Origin of the sequence: Cohnella sp. WQ 127256, from assembly GCF_024519285.1 — a bacterium.
Taxonomy (GTDB): Bacteria; Bacillota; Bacilli; order Paenibacillales; family Paenibacillaceae; genus Cohnella.
Window position 1 is genome coordinate 419,008 of record NZ_JAMZCY010000001.1, and the last position, 15,351, is coordinate 434,358.

Below are 15,351 nucleotides of genomic sequence, written 5' to 3' on the forward strand. Positions count from 1 at the left end.
GTGGGAGAAAGATGAATAATCCGTTCAGTCTATCAGGAAAGCTTGCGTTAATAACAGGAGGCGGCACTGGGCTAGGATTAGGAATGGCACATGCCCTATTGCAGGCAGGTGGGCAAGTCGTCATTACGGGACGAAGGGAAGATAAGCTTCAAGAGGCATGTGAGGAGCTTGGATCGGGAGCAGCTTACATCCAGCATGATATCAATCAGCTCCAAACGATACCTGATCTGGTTCATGAGGTAGAGAGCCGCTTTGGACCGATTGAGATTCTGATTAATAATGCAGGAAACCATCTCAAGTGTAGTGTGGATGAAACCAGTGATGAAGGCTTTGCAGAGGTGCTTCAAACCCATGTACAGGGAGGGTTCAGCTTAACGCGAGAATGCGCCAAGCGTATGGTGTCACGTAAATCTGGTTCGATTTTGTTTATCTCTTCGATGTCGACAATGATGGGCATTCCAAATATTGTTGCCTATACAGCGGCAAAGACAGCAGTAACCGGTATGGTCCGTGCCTTAGCAAGCGAGCTGTCTCCGCATGGAGTACGGGTGAATTCGATTGCACCTGGCTGGATCGATAGTAGTATGACCCGCAAGGCGTTCGCTGGAGATCCAGAGCGAGAGAAGAAAATCATGTCGAGAACACCAATGGGACACTTAGGCAGTGCCGAGGATATTGGTTTGGCTGCTGTTTATTTATGTTCGCCAGCGGCACGTTTTGTTACGGGAGTAGACTTGCGCATCGATGGTGGCGCGGGGATTGGGTTTTAGTTCAAGTCTTGGTGAAGCGAGAGCAGCAGCCGCGGCAGAATGAAGGCACTTTTTTGGCCTTGGAGAAGCGAATGCAGCAGCCGCGGCAGAATGAAGGCACTTTTTTGGCCTTGGAGAAGCGAATGCAGCAGCCGCGGCAGAAGGAAGGCACTTTATTGGCCTTGGTGAAGCGAATGCAGCAATCGCGGCAATCGCGGCAGAAGGAAGGCACTTTATTGGCCTTGGTGAAGCGAATGCAGCAGCCGCGGCAGAATGAAGGCACTTTTTTGGCCTTGGAGAAACGAGAATAGCAGCCACGGCAGAATGAAGGCACTTTTTTGGCCTTGGAGAAGCGAATGCAGCAGCCGCGGCAGAATGAAGGCACTTTTTTGGCCTTGGAGAAGCGAGAGCAGCAGCCGCGGCGGAATGAAGGCACTAATATCGAATTAAAAGCTGTTCTAAAGTGAATCACTTTTGGACAGCTTTTTTGGTGCGCTTTTATCAGTTTTCTGCAGGAGGTCCATGCACGAATCCTGCACGAGTTCAACACCCACAAATCTTAAGAGCTTAGAAACCATCGCTTGTGAGAGCAATTGTTATTTGTTACTGTGAGCGCAAGTAGTAGAGAACAACGAAGAGGAGAGATTCAATATGGAAAAACGAAGATTGCCCGATACGCTAACATTAGAGGATAGAGCCGGAATTGCGATGAATGCCATCGTAGGTATGGCGGACCAGGATTATAACCATATTCCTTTTTTTGCGGCGAATCTTATGAAGGACCCTGCTAACCTTACGCACGGAGATTGGGATTATGGCTCTTCACATGGACGCATGGTCGATGCGTTGGTGCTGGCTCGTCATATGTCGGGGGAAACATTGGGTACAGATATTGAAGAAATCTACCGTTCCAACCTGTTATCGTTTTTTAAAGAGGATGGTCTTAGCTATCGTCAGACGAATCCTAACCACAATTGGGAGCCTAATGCTAACTTTATCGACCAGCGAGCAGTGATTTTATCGCTTACGTCTTGGTACATGGACACGGGAGACTTGAAGGTAAAGGAAGCAGCGGATAAGCATGTTGCGGCTCTTAAACGCGTGGCTATCAAGGAACGGGATGTATGGTACTATCCTGCATCGGAATACAAGGAGGGCGGTTGGCCTTCCTCCAACGCGATTCTGCTCCGGCTTGCACCGGATCCTGCCGCTTTCTGCGGACGATTAGTTATGCCGCTGCTAAAGTATCATGAGCTGACAGGAAATCAGGATGCATTTGAGCTGTGCCAGTTTTTCACACAACTAATCGTACAGCGTAGTGGTGTGTTTAACCCGGATGGCAGCTTTAACGATTCACTCGCTTACCGCAGCGGACATTTCCATACTCGACTCGGAACGTTGGATGCACTAGCCCGATTCGGGGTATTTACAGGGGATGCGGCATTAATTAGCTATGTCGAAAAAAGCTTCGCTTGGGCAACGACGCAATGCACAGCCTTCGGTTGGACACCGGGTGATCTGAAGGAGCAGGCCTATGAGCATGAAACCTGCTCACTGGTGGACCTAATAGCTACAGGAATCACGCTAGCGAAGAGCGGTTACACGAAGTATTGGGGAACGGTGGAAAGATATATTCGCAATCATCTTGTCGAATCGCAGCTGTTGGATATGGATTGGGTGAAGGAGACGGATGACCTCACGAAGGAAATTAAAGGTAAGATTACTTTCCAGAATATCGCTCAACGTACGCGCGGCGCATTCGCGGGTTACTCTGCGCCTAACGACTTCTGCTGTGATGTGAATTACGGCCGCGGACATACGAATGATTTGCAGATTTGCTGCCTTGGCTCGGGAACTCGCGGTCTCTACATGGGGTGGAGCAATACGATTACGGAAAAAGATGGCGCGATCAGCGTTAACTTCCTGCTCAACCGTGGTTCTGTTTGGCTCGATGTGGACAGCTATCTTCCGCATGAGGGCAAGCTGGTGCTGCATATTCATCGTGATCTTCCAAGATTGCAGGTTCGTATTCCGGAATGGGCGGGCTATGCCAAGGTTAGCTATACCCGTGAATTGGACGGCGAGATAAGATCGGGCAGAGGAAGTGAACCAAGCACCTGGGTGAATGAACACTTCCTGCTGCTTGGCGCGGCGAAAGCGGGAGAGATCATTACAATCGAATTCCCATTGTCGCACCGTACAACAACTGAAACAGCAATCGGGCAGGCGTTCGAGACGACGTGGCGTGGAGATGATGTTGTTGCTATTTCTCCGGCAGGGATGAAGCATCCATTCTACTCTGGGCGTCAAGTGTTTGATAAAGCGCCTATGCGCGAGGGTTCATTACGTCGTAACGAGAATGAGCTTGTCTGGTAAGATCACCAAATGATATAGCAGTGGAGGCGACAGATATGAGAACGGTTGTAGCCATCTATACCGGTCAAGGATTGGCCGACCCGTTAAAAGCGGTATTTAAAGAACAACTGCCGAATGTTCGGCTCGTTAATATTATCGATGACAGTTTGATTGGGGACGTTGTTCGAGCTGGACATGTTCCACCAGGAGTCGCAAGAAGACTCGTGCAGTACTATCATCATGGCGAAGAGCTTGGAGCGGACGTCATCTTGAACACCTGTTCATCTGTAGGAGAGGTTGTGGATAGCGCAAGCTCACTAATCGGGGTTCCCATTGTCAAGATTGATCAGGCGATGGCGGCTAAAGCTGCCGCTGAATACTCAACGATTGCCGTCCTTGCAACATTGCCTTCTACGCTTGACCCAACGATGCGCTTAATCTCGAAGGAGGCTACCTTGCTAGGCAAAGAAATCAAATTAATTCAAGGGCTGGCGGTCGGAGCATTTGATTCGCTAGTTGGAGGCAAGCCTGAAGAGCACGATCGGATATTGTTAGAAACGGCCAAGCGAATATCGGAGGAAGCGGATGTGCTCGTACTGGCGCAGGGCTCAATGGCACGTATGGCGCAATCGTTGCATGAGGCGACGGGGAAGCCGGTGCTGTCTAGTCCGCACCTTGGCGTAGAGCAGGTAAAAGTGATATTGGAGCAGCTTGATCGTGAGCAAGCAGGAAACAACAGCTAGAATGGAGGTCGCCTAATGAACCAAGATCGAGTAAATGCCACGTACCTCGTGGAAACTCCCTATTCTCTGCAGGTTGCGGCTGAAGTGATTGCGGGCGAGCAATCTACCGGAACGTTCACTGCGGTACCGGGTGAGACCGATGCGCTTAAGGAGAAGTTCGGTGCCCGAATTGAGAAGATTGTGGAACTTGGAATAGCAGGGCAACCTACGCTTCCAGGCTCCAATATCCCTGCTGGGCATGATGGTCTTTATCGTAGTGGCTTAGTGACTTTGTCATTTCCCTTACACAATTTTGGACCGTCCATTCCGAACCTGATGTCTGCCATTGCGGGCAATTTGTTCGAGCTACAGCAATTGTCCGGGTTGCGAATGGTGGATCTGGAGCTTCCGGCTGCTTTCTCGGAACGGTATCCCGGACCTAAATTCGGAATCGAGGGTACGCGCAAGCTGACTAACGTGTACGATCGTCCGATTCTAGGCACAATCGTCAAGCCTAGTATTGGATTGGCACCGGAACAGCTGCAGAAGATGATCATTGAAGTGTCCGCAGCGGGTTTGGATTTCATTAAGGATGACGAGTTAAACGCCAATCCGCCATATGCACCCCTTGAGGTGAAGGTGAAGGCTGTCATGGAAGCTATTGAGCGGGCAGCAGACGCGACGGGTAAGAAAATCATGTATGCCTTCAATATTACCGGCGATATCGAAGAGATGAAGCGCCATCACGAGCTTGTTGTCAAGGCGGGTGGGAATTGCGTGATGGTCAGCATCATGAGCGTTGGTCTTGCGGGTTTAGCCCATTTGAACGAGTATAGTGAAGTGCCGATTCACGGACACCGCAATCAATGGGGGATGATGACGCGCTGCCCTAATCTCGGATTCGAGTTTGCTGCCTATCAGAAGCTATGCCGACTCGCGGGTGCCGATCATCTTCACGTGAATGGGTTGAATAGCAAATTTTACGAAAGTAATGAATCAGTCGTTCGTTCTATTCAGGCATGCATTTCTCCAATGTACGGTGGGTATGCTTCGATGCCGGTCGTCTCTTCAGCGCAGTGGGCGGGGACGGCGATTGACACTTATGCAGCCACAAAATCCGTAGATGTCATGCATCTGGCTGGTGGCGGTATCCTGGCGCATCCAGATGGGGCGGCAGCCGGATTCGAGAGTATGAAGCTCGGCTGGGAAGCCGCTGTGAATGGCATTCAGCTCGATGAATATGCAAAATCGCATCCATCGCTGAAGAGGGCGATTGAAAAATATGGAAAGGGCTGAGCCGTGATGACCCTACGGTCACAGGAAGAAGCTGATGCAAATCGAGTAGCCATAGATCCGTCCAGTGGTCGCTTTCGTAAGCTGCTCTGTTATTACGGTGATGATTTCACTGGCTCGACAGATGTATTGGAATCTCTATTCCGAGTTGGCGTCAAGACGGCACTATTCTTAGATCCGCCGGACGATGAGCAACTGCGGGAGGAGCGTTACGCTTCCTTGGATGCCTTCGGCGTGGCTGGAATCGGTCGTTCCTTAATACCTGAAGAAGCGGAGAGGGAGCTTCGTCCAATCTTTGAGTCGCTGAAGAGAGCTGGAGCCGCGATCATTCACTATAAGATTTGCTCTACCTTCGATTCATCGCCGGAAATAGGCAACATCGGTGTTGCGGCTCGGATGGGGCGTGAAACGTTCGGCGGGCGGTATATTCCTTTGTTAGTCGGAGTGCCTTACCTGGGCAGATATACTTTGTTTGGCAATCATTTTGCCAAGTCGGGGACAGAGGTGCACAGGCTGGATCGTCATCCGACCATGTCCAAGCATCCGATTACACCTATGAAGGAGGCGGATTTGCGAAAGCATCTCGCCGAGCAGAGCGATGACCGGATATCTTTATTTGACATTATGGCATTGGCAGGTAAGCTGCCTGATGTTCGCATGCGGCTGGAGCGTCAAGTGATGAAGGAGCAGCCGGACATGCTGCTGTTCGATGTACTGGATGAGGAAAGACTGGAGACAACGGGGCACCTGCTGTGGGAGGAGGCTTTAAGCAGCAATGAGGGGTCATTCTTGATCGGATCCTCTGGGATTGAATATGCGCTTGGAGCTTGCTGGAAATCCTTACAGCTGCCGGAGCTGCAGCCGGAAGTGCGGACAAGTGTCTCGTCCGTTGAACGATTGCTTGTCGTATCAGGGAGCTGCTCTCCCGTAACAGAGGCGCAGATTCGTGATGCAGTAGCATCGGGATTTGTTGGAATCCGCGTGCCGGTTCATAAGCTAATCGATACTGAATTTGCGGCACAGACAAGTCAGCAGCTACTGGAAGAAGCGAAGGAACAGCTGGAGATGGGAAGAAGTGTCTTGTTATACTCCGCTACCGGACCCCACGACAGCAGCATTGAGCAGCTTCGCAGTGCACTCGTTGCCGGCGGCTTCCGAGCAGAGGATAGCAGCAAGCTGCTAGGCGGGATCCTGGGTTCGTTAGCTCGTTCACTGCTCATCGAGACGGGGCTGACACGCCTAGTTATCGCGGGCGGCGACACATCTGGTTATGTCACTCGCGAGCTCGGCATTTGCTCGCTGGAGTGCACAGCAGTACTCACTCCCGGCGCACCTTTGTGTCGGGCAGCATCAGAGCATCCTCAGCTTGATGGCCTCGAGCTAGTGCTTAAAGGCGGACAGGTTGGCGGAATTGATTTCTTCAGCCGCGTGAAGAACGGAGAACGGTAATTAAGCACGCTATGTGAACGAATAGAAAGACCAACCAAGCCCCAATCTACCCTGGCCAATTCTGCAGGGAGGTGTGGGGCGCTTTTATTTACATGCCCCTTTACCCCTTCTTACTCATTTAGTCGCTTAACATTAGCATTCCTGAAGGTGTCGATCTTAAAAATGAGCTATACCATTCTAAGTTTTCATCAATATTCAGCGTTTGCTAATGGTTTTAGAATAAGAGTATGAGATTGCTCAGCCAGCTTTCATACGAAATGGAAACGATTACAGATGAAGAGAAAGAAGGAGTGAGCCGCTATGTGGAGCAGCATAAAGAGACAAAAGTATGCCCATATGTTCGTACTGACCGGGATGCTGATTGTCTTCATCTTCCAGTACCTGCCGATGTTCGGCATTCTAATGGCCTTTAAGCAGTATTCAATTACCACCGGCATTAAAGGTATTTTTACAAGTCAGTGGGTGGGCCTTAAGTATTTCGTAGAATTTTTCAATGCATACAATTTCGAGCAAATGGTGAAAAACACGATAGGAATTAGCTTGCTGAAGCTGGTATTCACCTTCCCGGTGCCTATATTGCTGGCGATCATGCTTAACGAAGTCAAGAGTCGTTTTTTCAAGCGATTCGTGCAAACCGTCAGCTACTTCCCGCACTTTATTTCCTGGATCGTCGTATCCGGCTTGCTCGTTATTTTTTTCTCGACGAACTCCGGTATTGTCAATGACGCGCTGCTATCGCTGGGTATCATTGAAGAACCGATCGCTCTACTAAGTGATCCAGACTACTTCTGGGGCTTGGCTGTCGGTAGTGCGATGTGGAAGGAAGCGGGCTGGTGGACCATCATTTTCCTAGCTGCGATTAGCGGTTTGGATCCTTCCCTGTATGAGGCAGCCGAAATAGATGGGGCTGGGCGGTTGAAAAGAATTTGGCATATTACATTGCCTGGTATCAGAGGAACGATTGTCGTCGTGCTCATATTGGCAGTCGGAAGTTTGCTAGGCGGAGGCCTAGTCGGTTCTAATTTCGAGCAATCGTATTTACTAGGAAATGTCATGAATAATGAAAAATCCGAAATTTTACAAACCTATGCATTCAAGATGGGGTTAGCGCAGGGAAGATATGCTTTTGCAACGGCAATTGATCTGCTGCAATCACTCATCGCGATCATTTTAGTATTCGGCAGTAACTATATTTCCAAGAAGACGACGAAGAGCGGATTATTCTAACATAGACAGTGAGGTGAGAACGATGCATCGGAGAACAAATGAAGACCGCATATTTGATTTTTTCAATATTCTAATCTTAAGCTTGATAGCCATTGTAACTACTTATCCTTTCTACTATATGGTCGTTATTTCATTCAATAATGGACTGGATTCAACATTAGGTGGCATCTATTTTTGGCCTAGAGACTTTACATTCAACAACTACAGCGAATTTTTGAGCGATCCGAAATGGATGCAATCGTTCTTCGTATCGATAGCGCGAACATTGGTCGGTGCCTTCATTACGATTTGGTTTACTTGCTTGGCAGCTTACGGATTAGCATATAAAAATCTTAAATTCCAGAAATTGTACTATAGTTTCTTCATCGTTGGGATGTATACTGCAGGGGGTCTTATCCCTTATTATGTCGTCCTTCGAGGGTTAGGATTACTCAATACTTTCTGGGTGTACGTTATACCAGGCGCGATTAATATCTTTTTCCTAATTGTTGCCGTTTCTTTCTTTAAAGAGATTCCTGCCGAGATGGAAGAGTCAGCGAGAATAGATGGCGCTTCCGATCTTAAAATTTACTATAAGCTCATTCTACCCTTGTCTAAGCCGTTGCTAGCTGCAATGGGACTGTTCGTAGGGGTAGGGCAATGGAATTCCTGGCTCGACTCGGCTTACTTCGTCAACAACGATGGCCTGCGTACGTTAACCTATCGAATGATGGAAATCATTAACCAGGGGATGTCTCCGTTGGATGCGGAAAGCGCAGAACGTGCAGCAGCTGTTACAGGGGTAACGACCTTCTCGATTCAGATTACGGCAATGGTTATCGCAGTGCTTCCGATCTTATGTGTGTACCCGTTCCTGCAAAAGTATTTCGTTAAAGGAATTATGCTAGGTTCCGTTAAAGGGTAGGCATTCCAATCTGGTGTTGAACAGGATGGAGTGCAACCCGGATCAGATACGTGGTGCGCTCCAACTGGTTTCACATAAATAATCTGCGATAAGAAAAGGGAGGAAATGAAAATGGTGGGTAATAAAAAGAAAGTATTAATGATCTTATCTCTTGTAATCGTCATGTTGATTTCGGCATGCGGTGGCAACGAGAAGAAAAATGAGGCTTCTCCTACAGCCAGCTCCGGTTCGAGTGCTTCTCCAAGTGAATCGGCAAGCCAATCAGCAAGTGAAGAGCCGAAGGAAGTGGTTGAGCTTACACTGCTAGTGAATCATCCATGGTGGCCGTTCAAAGAGTGGAAAGGCAAAATCCCAGAAGAAATTACGAAAAGAACGGGTGTAAAGCTGAATATTCAGCTCGCTGTCGATGATAAACAGCTTCCGCTTCTCATTGCTTCAAATGAATTGCCAGATCTGGTTTACACCGCATCTGATCTGACTCGATTAGCAAATCCTGATATTTCGTATGCTTGGAATGAGATTATTCCGCAATATGCTCCCGATTTCAAAATTGATCAGAGTCGGATTGGCGTCAACACAATGCCTGACGGAAATTATTATACGGTCAAGAATGGATATTCTACAGAGCAAGAATGGAAGGATAATCCGAAAGCGCTACCAGGAGGTTCAGGACTAGCGATTAGACAAGATATCTTGGATGAGCTTGGTAATCCTAAACTAGACACACTGGAAGATCTGTATCAAATCCTAATGTCCGTAAAGCAGAAGTATCCGAAAATGATGCCGATTATTTTCGATAAAGATCAAATTGGTCAGTTTTTCCGCATTAACTTCGGCTTGAAAAGAAATACAGGCTTTATTGATCTGAACGGGAATGCCGTTCATTATTTGAAGGATCCTAACTACGTGGATTACTACTTGTACATGAACCGTCTCTATCGTGAAAAATTAATGACTGCCGAGAATTTCACCTTCAAGGATGCTCAGCAGGACGATCAATTATCGCTAAACGGACAAGTATTCGTGCACGGTGGGGCGATGGCTGATACCTTAAATGCTCAATTGTTAACGTTGAAGAAGGATTTCTCCTTTATGTCATTGCCTAAAGTATTAAGTGACAAAGCGGGCACGCCAATGGGTGGATCAGGCTGGTCAGGCATGTACATTACGAAAAACAATAAAAACGTAGAAGCTTCCATCAAATTCATGCAGTTTATGATGAGCGAAGAGGGACAGCGTTTAGGCGTGTGGGGGATTGAAGGCGAAGATTGGACTTGGAACGAAGAAGGACAATTCCCTGTCATGAAATACGATATGAATAACGCTGAAGTACAAAAGGAATTCGGTTATGTTTATTGGGGGCTGCTTGGAAGCAGCGGAGTTACGGAAGCGCTTCAACGCTACGATGAGAAAGCATTGCAAACGCCGTGGGGACTCGCTCTAAGAGATACCCTGAAGTTTAACCCGGCACTTGGTCTTGTCGCAACGAATCCGGACACGGATGAGCAGGTCATCGAGAGCCAAATCAAAAATATGGTAGCAACGGAAGAATTGAAAATCTATATGGCCAAATCTGAGGAAGAGGCTAAAAAGGCATATGAAAAAATGATTGCGCAAATGGAAAGCATGGGGCTAAGTAAGCTGGAAGCTTGGGCTACGACGAAGTACAAAGAATATCAGAAAAATTTCTAAAGAGATAGCTCACTTAATAAACGGGAGGTGGTGGGCAGGGATGATTCCTGCTCTACCCCCTCCTTTGTTCGTTTGTGGGATGAATCATGAGAAAAGGAGCATCAAAAGATGGATATTCAACCCTATGTAACTCCCTACAAGTATGGTAAACCAGTGTTGGTTGGTTCAGGTAAGCCGGGAAGCTTCGACCGGAATTCTGTTGATTGTCCTTTCGTATTCGAGCACCGCAGTCGCTTCTATATGATGTATGTCGGTTATGACGGCATTGGCTATCAGACGGCACTGGCAGTTAGCGATGACCTCCTCAGCTGGGAGCATCTTAGCATTATTTTGCAGAGAAAAGAGGATGGTGCGTGGGACTCCCAAAATGTTGCAGGAACTTGGATCCTGAGAGAGAATGAGCTGGATGCACCGCCGATTCTCAAGAAATGGGATAACAAGTATTGGCTCGTCTATCATTCCTATCCTCATCAAGGGTATGAGGAAGGACCGGCAAAGATCGGATTGGCTTGGACAGAAGATGAAGATTTGCTGAATTGGCACCGTTTGCCGGAGCCGATCCTTGTACCTGAGGAAGGCGCGGAATGGGAGCGGGGAGGCTTATACAAGGAATGTCTCGTAGAGCATGAGGGGACTTTCTATTTGTACTATAATGCAAAGACAACTGACGTTCCGTGGGTGGAGCAAACGGGTGTAGCCTTCTCCAATAATTTGCGAGAGTGGACGAGATATGAGCACAATCCGGTGCTTCCTGTAACTCCTGAAGGCTGGGACAGCGGCTTCGCAAGCGATCCCTGCGTCCTCAGACACGGCTCCCAATGGGTCATGTATTATTTCGGGTTTAATTTCAAGAAGGCCCAGGAGGGCCTTGCACTGTCCGATAATTTACTGGACTGGAGCAAGTATCCTGAGCCCATTATTGAGGTAGGCGAGGCAGGGGATATCGATGCTGTATTCGCACACAAGCCCTCTGTAATCTCGCACAACGGCGTACTCTATCATTTCTATTGCTCTTGCAGGAAAACGCAGGAGGGGGATCGGACGATTAACATGGGCAACGAATTTAGGACGATTACCGTAGCGGCTTCACAGGATGTTTTCAGAAAGTAGGAATAATGACTGCCTGTCCACCATTCATAGCAGATTGATGCGCACATATTCCCGCAGCCGTCCAATTGGCTGCGGTTTTGGCGTCGATCGAAGGGCTGCGATGCTCCACGATGCTTCTTACAAACTCATGAATGAGATGGGGATGCGAGCCATGATGTCCCCCACGTGTTAAATGCGCAATTTCTAAGGGAAGCAGATGCCCGAAATTCATAGGTTCCACCTTCTCACGGATATAAGCGTTGCTTCCGAAAATGCTCTGCGCTTGTTCATCTAATCTGAAGAGCACGGGTCCATCAATCGGCCAATCAAAGGAGGCCTTCTCCCCATAGACGCTGAAGCTTTCTATGGCTTGCTTGGCAGTATGGAATAAGCTCCTTGTCACCTCCGCGCACAAGCCTGGTTGGTCCAGCTCGAAGATTGCACATTCAATAGGAAACGGATTTCCATACTGGCTAACGAGCTCTTCACGCATATAGCCAGATCCGAAACAATGTACCTTAGCAGCACGCGTGTTACTTATCGCAAGTAACGGAGCAATCGCATGCGTTGCATAATGCATAGGCGGAAGCCCTCTCCAGTAAGAGGGCCAGTTTTCCATATCCTGATAGTGATAGCCTCGCAAAAATTGGATATTCCCAAATTCCCCACGAGCAATCCATTCTTTGACCATCAAATAGAATGAAGTATAGACGGCTGTTTCCATCATCATATCGTTTTTTTGACGGGTTTCGGCCGTATATACGATTTGCCGAAGCTCCTCTAGTGTCGTTCCCATGGGCACTGTGCAGGCGCAGTGCTTACCGGCATTCAAGACATCTAAGGTGAGCTGTGCATGCGTAGGAATCGGCGTGCATAGGTGAACAGCATCGTAATCAGGACTATCCAATACCTCTTGAATGCTGGAATGTGTTCGGGTTATGCCGTGTTCTTGGGAAACCTGCTCAATCTTATGCGTATCCGTATCGCATATGCCGACATATTCGACATTCGGATGCTTATGATAGATTTCAACGAAGCTTGAACCGAAGTTTAAACCGACAACAGCAATACGAATTTGAGTTTGAGTCAAGGCATAGCCCTCCTAGTCTACGACAACGTTAAAGCTGTATTGACCAGAGCTTAAGTGCAGAACCATCCAACCCGTCTCATTGCGCTCAAGTGAGATTCCGACAGCAGCCTCGATCGGACTTCCATTTTCGGTTATTGTCTGCGTATTAGAGATTGGAATATGGACAGTCGCAGTGCTGTTCACAGGTATAGTCAGGTCGAGCGTTAGGCTTCCGTCACCGCTACGCTGCCATTCGATGCTCATTTCTCCAAAGTCCGTACGAATTTTTGCTTTGACGTAAGTTAGACTATCTACGATATGAGGCTTAATCACATAATGTATAGCTTCTGTAACAGGGTCATGCGAATAATGGATGCCCGCCAAGTCTCGATAGAACCATTCTTCCAGATGACCTAGCATAAAGTGGTTTTGCGACTTGCCGACAGTCGGTCCGTCCCAGGCTTCCGTTAAGGAGGTTGCGCCATTTTGAATCTGATAGCCATAGCTTGGGTGTTCCGTTTGTCTCGACATTTTTAAGATCAAATCATTGCAATTGTGCTGTGACAACGCGAGCAGAACAAAGCGATAGGCTACATCTCCAGATGACGTATGATAGCCGCGTGCCTTAATATCATTAACCAGATGGCTCAGTACATCCGACTCGTATTTTTCATCGACTAAACCAAGCGCAAGCGACATCGCTTGTGCTGCCTGACTTCCGGGTCCATATTTCTTTGTGATTGGATCGAAGAAGGCTGCTTCGTATGCAGCTTTAATTTGCGAGCAGAGAGAAGTGTACTGCAATGCATCGTCGCTATGACCAAGCAAAGCTGCAATCTGCCTAAGGACATCAACAATATGATAGAACATGGCGGTTTCGGGAAGCGCAATCGGCGTGTTCTGGGTAAAGCCTGGACCTAGTTCGCCAACGTCATACCAGTCCCCTAGCCCGTCCTGTATGATAAGCTCTTCCGAATGACTGACCAAGAAGTCGATGTATCTTTTCATATCTGGATAGTGCTCGTTCATGACTTTCCGATTTCCGTATTGGGTATACAGAATCCAAGCATTCAAGATATAAGTTGCACCCCAGGGAACAGAATGCCGGAATACGTCCCATGGCTTCTCGAAAATAACGAATTCCGGAGCGGTTGTTGGAACCATCCCGTTCGGAAGCTGGGCATCTCGTATGTCGTCCATGACTTTTGTGAGCAGGGCTTCAATGGAGTAATTATAGATCATCGAGGGCCCCATGAGATGCACCTGTTCCAGCCAGCCAAACTTCTCTCGATGAGGACAGTCGGTGAAGACGCTCTTCATATTGCTGAGGATGGCCCAATTAATAATCTCGTGCGTGCGATTCAGCAGCAAATCTGAGCATTCGAATTGGCCACTCACTTCGATGTCTGGGTAGATCATCTGACCTTCCAGCTGCAATAGAATAGGAAGCTCGCTAGCTATGCCGCTATTCGCCTCTACCTCGATTGCTGGAACAGCACCTTCAATCTGAACGTAACGAAATCCAGAATAAGAGAAACGGGGCTGCCAGCTTTCGATGCCTTCCCCGCACAAAGTATAATGCCACTCATTCGGAGAGCCCGTCCATTTCTGGTTTACGGTACCATCGTCATTCAGAAGCTCTGCGGGTGTGATTTTTACACGTGAATTCGATCGTCCTTGGACCGTAATCCTGATCCATCCGGAGAAGTTTTGTCCAAGATCGTATACGTATTTGTGCGGCTCTATCCGCGTAATCTTGAGCGGTTGAAAGGTTTGCATAACCTTTAACGGTGGTGACTTGTCCCACTTGAGTTGACCGAGTGGCGCAGACGCTTCCTTAGCCTTCTGCCAGGAAACCGATCCAGAGAAAGCGGGCTGATCCCATCCGGGCTGCCACAGCTGCGCATCGTAATCTTCTCCTCCGTATACGGTTGAGAAGGTAATCGGACCTTTCGATGAAACCCACTCGGCATTGCTGCCGACCGTCTCGGTCGTACCATCGGTATATTCGATTTCGATTTGTACAATACATAGAGGGCGTCCGAAGGACTTCTCGTACTTCGCGTAGCGACCTCCACTTGTCACATGATAGAAGCCGTTGCCTAGCATGACACCGACAGCGTGTTGATCCGAGGTTAAGAGCTTCGTAATGTCATATGCCTTGTAAAGGCAGGTATGGTCATAGTGGGTCCAGCCTGGCTCAAGGACATGATCTTCGACCTTGCAGCCATTAATACGAAGCTCATATTGGCCCAATCCGCAAATGTAGGCTCGAGAACGATGGATAGATTTTTTCGTGCTGAATTCATGCCTAAAGACCGGCATAGACAAGTCGTTGTCCATTCCGTCTGCGGCCGTTTCATGCTCGATCCATTTGGCAGACCAGTCGTGCGCGTGGAGTAAGCCCATTTCCCACCAGCTTGTTTGGCTTTCCGTCATACGATTATGATTATCCCAAATTTGAACCTTCCAATAATATCGTTTACGGGATAGTAGCGGGATTCCCTCGTATTCAATGCCGAATTGACGCCGACTGTGGACGATTCCGCTATCCCATACGTCCCATTGCTCTTGCTCTGTCGCATGTTCGTTCGTGGAGACGAGAACGCGATAGGCGCTTTGATTTTCTATTCGTTCTCCATCGCTGGCGAGACTCCAACTTAATGTTGGCTGATGGCTGTCAAGGCCTAATGGATGGATTTGAGCATTCACATACAGGTTTCTGACGTACATAGGTTCAACATCCTTTCAAGTGGAGCGCACATGATTATCCATCCTAAGCTTAGCATGTTGCAGTCCGGA

12 protein-coding genes are annotated in these 15,351 nt (G+C 48.3%); 10 read left to right on the plus strand and 2 right to left on the minus strand.

The features are described 5' to 3' along the window. Positions 1-11: 11 nt before the first annotated feature. From M1K58_RS01705 to M1K58_RS01750, 10 genes are all read left to right on the plus strand, one after another. On the plus strand, positions 12-770 hold the full coding sequence (locus M1K58_RS01705) for an SDR family NAD(P)-dependent oxidoreductase (RefSeq protein ID WP_256756939.1): 759 nt from the start codon (positions 12-14) through the stop codon (positions 768-770). A gap of 71 nt (positions 771-841) precedes the next feature. Continuing rightward, on the plus strand, positions 842-1,060 hold the full coding sequence (locus M1K58_RS01710; protein ID WP_256756940.1) for a hypothetical protein: 219 nt from the start codon (positions 842-844) through the stop codon (positions 1,058-1,060). A gap of 340 nt (positions 1,061-1,400) precedes the next feature. Continuing rightward, complete coding sequence (locus tag M1K58_RS01715; RefSeq protein WP_256756941.1) at positions 1,401-3,125, plus strand: glycoside hydrolase family 127 protein; 1,725 nt, start codon at positions 1,401-1,403, stop codon at positions 3,123-3,125. Positions 3,126-3,160: 35 nt separating this feature from the next. Continuing rightward, the gene (locus tag M1K58_RS01720; RefSeq protein WP_256756942.1) at positions 3,161-3,847 is read left to right on the plus strand and encodes an aspartate/glutamate racemase family protein; all 687 of its coding nucleotides are present in this window, start codon (positions 3,161-3,163) and stop codon (positions 3,845-3,847) included. 15 nt (positions 3,848-3,862) lie between these two features. Next, positions 3,863-5,122 (plus strand): ribulose-bisphosphate carboxylase large subunit family protein, encoded by a 1,260-nt coding sequence (locus tag M1K58_RS01725; protein ID WP_256756943.1) that lies wholly within the window; start codon positions 3,863-3,865, stop codon positions 5,120-5,122. Positions 5,123-5,128: 6 nt separating this feature from the next. Then, positions 5,129-6,568, plus strand: coding sequence for a four-carbon acid sugar kinase family protein (locus M1K58_RS01730; RefSeq protein WP_256756944.1), 1,440 nt, complete (start codon positions 5,129-5,131; stop codon positions 6,566-6,568). Between the two features lie 300 nt (positions 6,569-6,868). After that, the gene (locus M1K58_RS01735; protein ID WP_256756945.1) at positions 6,869-7,795 is read left to right on the plus strand and encodes an ABC transporter permease; all 927 of its coding nucleotides are present in this window, start codon (positions 6,869-6,871) and stop codon (positions 7,793-7,795) included. A 22-nt stretch (positions 7,796-7,817) separates the two neighbouring features. After that, positions 7,818-8,699: a carbohydrate ABC transporter permease gene (locus tag M1K58_RS01740; RefSeq protein ID WP_256756946.1), complete on the plus strand. Its 882-nt coding sequence runs from the start codon at positions 7,818-7,820 to the stop codon at positions 8,697-8,699. A 111-nt stretch (positions 8,700-8,810) separates the two neighbouring features. Then, positions 8,811-10,391, plus strand: a complete 1,581-nt coding sequence (locus M1K58_RS01745; protein ID WP_256756947.1) for a type 2 periplasmic-binding domain-containing protein — start codon at positions 8,811-8,813, stop codon at positions 10,389-10,391. Between the two features lie 108 nt (positions 10,392-10,499). Beyond that, entirely contained in the window at positions 10,500-11,501 is a 1,002-nt protein-coding gene (locus M1K58_RS01750) for a glycoside hydrolase family protein (RefSeq protein WP_256756948.1), read from the plus strand. On the opposite strand, the gene M1K58_RS01755 is transcribed toward M1K58_RS01750, so the two are convergent. Then, the gene (locus tag M1K58_RS01755) at positions 11,491-12,570 is read right to left on the minus strand and encodes a Gfo/Idh/MocA family protein (RefSeq protein WP_256756949.1); all 1,080 of its coding nucleotides are present in this window, start codon (positions 12,568-12,570) and stop codon (positions 11,491-11,493) included. The two genes, M1K58_RS01750 and M1K58_RS01755, sit on opposite strands and share 11 nt — an antisense overlap. Positions 12,571-12,582: 12 nt before the next feature. Continuing rightward, complete coding sequence (locus M1K58_RS01760; protein ID WP_256756950.1) at positions 12,583-15,282, minus strand: family 78 glycoside hydrolase catalytic domain; 2,700 nt, start codon at positions 15,280-15,282, stop codon at positions 12,583-12,585. Between the last annotated feature and the right edge of the window lie 69 nt (positions 15,283-15,351).